This is a genomic window from Bradyrhizobium sp. 21 (assembly GCF_023073335.1).
Lineage (GTDB): Bacteria > Pseudomonadota > Alphaproteobacteria > Rhizobiales > Xanthobacteraceae > Bradyrhizobium.
Genome location: NZ_JADPJG010000031.1, coordinates 57,624 through 62,745, shown reverse-complemented (window position 1 = coordinate 62,745; position 5,122 = coordinate 57,624). Strand labels below are relative to the sequence as shown.

Annotated in this window: 4 protein-coding genes and 1 pseudogene; 2 read left to right on the top strand and 3 right to left on the bottom strand. The window is 64.3% G+C overall.

Going from position 1 to position 5,122, the window contains the following annotated elements; genetic code table 11:
- Window positions 1-151: 151 nt before the first annotated feature.
- Window positions 152-835, bottom strand: coding sequence for a phytanoyl-CoA dioxygenase family protein (locus tag IVB31_RS24255; RefSeq protein WP_247328615.1), 684 nt, complete (start codon window positions 833-835; stop codon window positions 152-154).
- Between the two features lie 308 nt (window positions 836-1,143).
- On the opposite strand from IVB31_RS24255, the gene IVB31_RS24250 reads away from it, so the two are divergent.
- Window positions 1,144-2,430, top strand: a complete 1,287-nt coding sequence (locus tag IVB31_RS24250) for a divalent metal cation transporter (RefSeq protein WP_247328613.1) — start codon at window positions 1,144-1,146, stop codon at window positions 2,428-2,430.
- A gap of 251 nt (window positions 2,431-2,681) precedes the next feature.
- Window positions 2,682-3,896, top strand: coding sequence for a mandelate racemase/muconate lactonizing enzyme family protein (locus IVB31_RS24245; RefSeq protein WP_247328610.1), 1,215 nt, complete (start codon window positions 2,682-2,684; stop codon window positions 3,894-3,896).
- 6 nt (window positions 3,897-3,902) lie between these two features.
- Here IVB31_RS24245 and IVB31_RS24240 read toward each other — a convergent pair whose 3' ends face one another.
- Entirely contained in the window at window positions 3,903-4,187 is a 285-nt protein-coding gene (locus IVB31_RS24240) for a hypothetical protein (RefSeq protein WP_247328608.1), read from the bottom strand.
- Window positions 4,188-4,311: 124 nt separating this feature from the next.
- Window positions 4,312-5,122 (bottom strand): annotated as a pseudogene (locus IVB31_RS24235) (hypothetical protein); the annotation flags it as partial.

Genomic DNA, 5,122 nt, shown 5'->3' with positions numbered 1-5,122 from the left:
GAGCCATCACGAGATCGGCTCGTTCGGCGTCACCATGTGTACCTATGGCAGCGCGTTCTGCGAAAACCCGCTGATCGTCTTTTCCGGCGCGGCGCTGGCCGGCGCCTGGGGCATGTTCGTCAGCATCAAGTAGTTCGCGGTCCGCGCTCGCTCATGGGACAAACACCTCGCTGGTGTCCATGCGCACGTTGCGGACGGCGCGACAGGCGTCCATGGTCGCCTGGTTGCGCTCGGGCATGAAGCTCAGCAGCAGCGAACGTCGCCGCGCGCCGGAGCGGTTGCAGGTTGCCCCATGCGCCAGATCGGCGTCGAACACCAGGATGTCCCCTGCCTCACCCGCGATCGTCAGGGACAGGGTCTCGTCCGGCAGGGTCTGATCGAAATCGGCTTGATCGAGATGGCGCGGAACGAGCCGCGTCGCGCCATTGTCCGGCCCGTAATCGTCGAGGAAGACCAGGGCGGCGACGGCTTTCGTGCCTGCGCCATCGCGATGCAGCGGCTGGTGGCCGCCGCCTTGCAGCGGCGCGCGGCCTTCGACCTGGGCAAGAAAGAAAGGTCCTCCCAGCATCTGCGCGGCCGCCGCCAGCAGCAACGGCAGCCGGCAGGTCTGCTGCACCGCCGGATCGAGATCGACGAGGGCGTGGCGCCAGCCGGCGCCCCGGGGTGCGGCCCATTGGTCGCCGGCGCCCACGCCGGAATCGAAGGCGGCGCGCAGCGCATCGCGCCAGGCGTCGGGCACCGCGCCCCGCAGCAACAGATAGCCGTCGCGATCGAGCGCGGCAGCCCGCCCCGCGTCCAACGGATCGACCTTTGTTGACGTCGGCAGATCGCTCATGGCGTTCCCTACAACCTCAACGTGAGGTGAGCAAGGGCCAGCCATCGCTGCCAGGCAGCCATGAGCGTGTCGGTCCGAACGATCTGGAGGGAGCAGGATGCGCGCAAACGAAAAACCCGCGACCGTGCCGGCGGGGCATCAACTCTGGCGATGATGTACTTGTACAGCTGTTTTGCCCGACGTGTCAAAAGGCGATTAGCATAATCAGAAATGAGATCCGAGTCCCGCTCACGAACCCGCCGGGAACGTTTGTTCCCTCATTAGCATTTTGCTATGAAAACGCCCGCCCCGATCGAGGTTCTTTTTCCATGAACGACAGCGCCCTCACCCCGACGAAATCAGCGCCGACACTGCTGCAGAGGCTGGGGCCGGGCCTCATCACCGGCGCGGCCGACGACGATCCGTCGGGCATCGCGACCTATTCGCAGGCCGGCGCGCAATTCGGCTACGGACTGCTCTGGACGGTGTTTCTGACCACGCCGTTCATGATCGCCATCCAGCTTGTCAGCGGCCGGATCGGCCGCGTCACCGGCAAGGGGCTCGCCGCCAACGTCATGCAGATCGCGCCGCGCTGGGCGGTGCTGGCGCTCGTCGCCATGCTCGTCGCCGCGAACATTTTCAACATCGCCGCCGACATCGCCGCAATGGCGGAGGCGCTCTCGCTGGTCATCGGCGGCCTCAATCACGAGCACGCGCTGATCTTCGCGGCGGGCTCGACCCTGCTGCAGGTGTTCCTGCCCTATCGCCGCTATTCGCCGGTGCTGAAATTCCTCACCTTGGCACTGTTCGCCTATGTCGCGACCGCGTTCACCGTGCAAACCCCGTGGAGCACGGCGCTGCTGGCCGCAGTCTGGCCGAAGGCCAATGTCGGCGCGGACTACCTCTTGATGGTGGTTGCCGTGCTCGGCACCACCATCAGCCCGTATTTGTTCTTCTGGCAGGCCTCGCAGGAGGTCGAGGAGATGAACCAGGGCAAGCACGACAAGCCGCTTCGCGAGCTGAAGCGCGGCGGCGGTACCGAGATCGACCGCATCAGGACGGACACCCTCGCCGGCATGCTGCTCTCCAACGGCATCGCCTTCTTCATCATTCTCACCACCGCCTCGGTGCTGCACGCGCATGGCGTCACCAACATCAATTCGGCGACGCAGGCCGCCGAAGCGCTGCGGCCGCTCGCCGGCGACTTCACCTTCGCCCTGTTCGCGACCGGTATCATCGGCACGGGGCTGCTCGCAATTCCGGTGCTGGCGGGCTCGGCCGCCTACGGCGTGGCGGAGATCTTCGGCTGGCGCGCAACGCTGGAAGCCAAGCCGGACGAGGCGATCGGCTTCTACACCATCATCGCCGCCGCAACCATCATGGGCTTCGCGCTCGGCTTCACCGGGATCGACTCCATTCACATGCTGGTCTGGAGCGCCGTGCTCAACGGCATCGTCGCCGTTCCGATCATGGCGATGATGATGCTGATCGTCTCGAGCAAGGCGATCATGGGCCGCTTCAAGGCCCGGGCATGGCTCGTCGTGCTGGGCTGGCTCGGTACCGCGCTGATGGCGTTGGCCGTGCTCGCGCTGCTCGGCTCGTCCGCGATCGGCTGACTAAAGCGCGACGAGATTGGGTTGAATCGTCATCGCGCTTTAGCTCTATGTTTGCGCATGATCTTTTCGGAAAACCGCTTCTCACTTTTCCGGATCATGCTTTAATCTGGCGACGATGGCCGAAAAACGTCCCCGCGAGGCCCGCTCCGGGCTTCACGCCGATCCGCGGTTGGCCTAACAGTTGCGCAAGGGCCGGGCTTGCGACCGGGCGACAAGAAAAAACAGAGCCCGGCCGGGCGACAGGGAGCGACATGACCAAATCATCAAAAGCGACAAGTCTCGAAATTCTCGCGTGCGATGCCGGCTGGAGAAACTACCACTTCGTCAAGCTGACGACCGAAGACGGTATCGTCGGCTGGAGCGAGTTCGATGAAGGCTTTGGCTCGCCCGGCGTTGGCGCTGCGATCCAGCGCCTCTCCGCCCGCATCATCGGGCAGAACGTTTTCCAGCACGAGCGCATCTACGCCGAGCTGTTCGCGGCCACACGTCCCGCCGCCGGTGGCGTGGTGGCGCAGGCGCTCGGCGCGATCGAGAATGCGCTGCTCGATGCCAAGGCGAAATGTCTCGGTGTACCCTGCTACGAACTGCTCGGCGGCAAGATCCGCGACCGTATCAGGGTCTACTGGTCGCATTGCGCCACATGGCGGATCAATCACCCCTCTTGGTACAAACCGCCGATCGAAAGCCTCGACGGCGTCAAGGCGATGGGGCGCGAGGTGCGCGAGAAGAAATTCACCGCGCTCAAGACCAACATCTTCTCCTACGATGACGGCAAGCCGAGCGGCTGGCGACCCGGCTTCGGCTCACCTTTCGCGCCCGAGATCAACGTCGACCGCAAGATCCTGCACGACCTGCGCATGCATCTGGAGGCAATCCGCGACGGTGCAGGCCCCGACGTCGACATCCTGCTCGACTGCAACTTCAACGCCAAGACCGAGGGCTATTTGAAGATCCTGCGCACCATCGCGGACCTCGACATGTTCTGGGTCGAGATCGACAGCTTCAATCCGGAAGCGCTCGGTTACATCCGCAGGCAAAGCCCGCATCCCATCTCGTCCTGCGAGACGCTATTGGGCCTGCGGGAATTCCTGCCCTATTTCCGAGAGCAGGCGATGGACGTCGCGATCGTCGACACGCCCTGGAACGGCGTCTGGCAATCGATGAAGATCGCAGCCGCCGCGGAAGCGTTCGAAGTCAACGTCGCACCGCATAATTTCTACGGCCATCTCTGCTCGATGATGAACGCGCATTTCTGCGCGGCGGTGCCGAACCTGCGCATCATGGAGATCGACATCGACCGATTGGCGTGGGACCGCGAGCTGTTCACGCACGAGCCCGAGATTCAGAACGGCCATCTGGTCATTCCGGACCGGCCCGGCTGGGGCACCGAGCCGAAAGAGGAGGCACTGCAGGCTCACCCGCCGAGGACGAGCGGCGGACTCCTCAATTACGGCCGAAAAGGTTGAGCCGTCTTACGGCGTCACGGGATTGACGGTCGGGGACATCTTCGGTCCCAGCCGTTCCGGCTCGATTGGCGACTTCTGTTCGGTCGGGAGCACCGCGGCGCCAGCGGCGCGCGCGGCCTCGCCGGTGGTGTGATACATCGCGACATGCGCCGGCTGGGTCTTGGCGCGGTTCCAAGGGCCGTGGTCGACGATGAGCATCGCTGCAATGGTCAAACCCGCCACGATCAACGCAATCACGCCGGGATGGCGGAGGGCGGTGGAGATGGAGCTGGCGAAAGGGCCATTTGTCATCGCTGGATCCGCTGTTCTTCTCTCGCAGGTTAATTCAAGACGCGCCTTTCGGTTCCCGCTCCCCGCGGCAGATACCAAATAGCCGCCCGAGATGGGACCCTCGCCGTGGTGTTCCCAGCCGTCTTCAAATCAGCAAGTCATGAGGCGCAGGTACAATGCCGGGATGGAAATCGTGATTGCCGTGGTGCGCCGTGGGTTCGTGAATTGTTTCGGATAAGGTCTGGACGATCACATCGAGGCCCGCTTTCTGCACATGCGGATTGTGCGGACCATTGGGCTCAACCGGCCCGGCGGCCGCGACGAGCGTGGAAGAAGCTGCTCCGCTGTCGAAGCGGAACGCCATGTCTCGATCCGCGCCGCCGGTCTCGGTGCCCATTTTGATCGGTTGTGCTTCAGGTTTGATTGCAGCAGCCGGTTCTGCCGTCCTCCCTGCCGGCGACGCGGCGTCCGCAGCTTGGGATTGATGCTCATTGTCATGGCCGACGCTGCCGTCAGGTTTGGACTTGGCTTCGGCCTTCTCTGTGGCGACCTCCTTTGCAGTCGCCGGCTCCGACGCATGCTGCGAGTTGCCGTGTTCAGCGCCGCCGGGCTCTGCCGTCTTCGCTGCTCCCGGCGGATCGTCCGCCTGGGAATGATGCTTCGTGTCGTTGCCCACGCCGTTCTCGGGTTTGGACTTCGCTTCGGCCGTCTCCGTGGCTGCCGCCTGCGCGGACCCCGGCTCCGCAGCGTGCTTCGAGTTGCCGTGGTCCGTGTTGCCACCAGTCGCGACGCCCTCGCCCGCCTTCGCTCCTTTGGCCGACGCCGAATGGTCGGAATTGCCGTGCTCGACTCCGCCGGAATCTGCTACTGGCGAGCTGTCCGCCGCCTGGGAATGGTGCTCATTGCCATGCGCGGCGCCGTTGCCGTTGCCGTGATTGGACTTCGCTTCGGCCGTA

Excerpts from the sequence above, each read along its gene's own strand:
- IVB31_RS24240 (WP_247328608.1), bottom strand. The coding sequence starts at position 4,187 with ATGACAAATGGCCCTTTCGCCAGCTCCATCTCCACCGCCCTCCGCCAT.
- IVB31_RS24245 (WP_247328610.1), top strand. The coding sequence starts at position 2,682 with ATGACCAAATCATCAAAAGCGACAAGTCTCGAAATTCTCGCGTGCGAT.
- IVB31_RS24255 (WP_247328615.1), bottom strand. The coding sequence starts at position 835 with ATGAGCGATCTGCCGACGTCAACAAAGGTCGATCCGTTGGACGCGGGG.
- IVB31_RS24250 (WP_247328613.1), top strand. The coding sequence starts at position 1,144 with ATGAACGACAGCGCCCTCACCCCGACGAAATCAGCGCCGACACTGCTG.